1 protein-coding gene is annotated in these 357 nt (G+C 66.9%); it reads right to left on the bottom strand.

The genetic code is table 11. From position 1 onward, the window contains the following. Positions 1–23 precede the first annotated feature (23 nt). The coding region (locus DEF28_RS26945) for a hypothetical protein (RefSeq protein ID WP_233515568.1) at positions 24–357 on the bottom strand (334 nt) is incomplete at its 5' end.

Below are 357 nucleotides of genomic sequence, written 5' to 3'. Positions count from 1 at the left end.
GCAAGCGGGGAACGGTGTCGGCCTCAACCCTGAGCGCGGATCCTCTCGATCTGACGTCGCAGATACGCAAGGATCTCCACCCGCGGAGTTCGAACAAAGACCTTGCCGGCCGTGAGTTCATCGTCGGGAAAGGTGACCGTCAGCTCCCAGCGTCGGGCCCCCGGGCCATACTCGGGGCGGGGTTCGATACTCAGCGACTCGTTATCGCGCAGGTCGTCGTCGGTGTGCTCGTTACCCCTCCACTGCGACGCCACCTCCTCGACAGGTGGCGTGAGGGGCGCCCCGGTTGCAAGGAAGCGTTGGATGCTGCCGCCGTCGAGGCCGTAGGCCGCCTCCACGGCGGCCAACTTGGCGGGG

The organism is Marinitenerispora sediminis, from assembly GCF_003336425.1.
GTDB classification, from domain to species: Bacteria; Actinomycetota; Actinomycetes; order Streptosporangiales; family Streptosporangiaceae; genus Marinitenerispora; species Marinitenerispora sediminis.
Note: the sequence above shows the minus strand (reverse complement) of the source record. Positions and strands in the feature narration are given on the sequence as shown.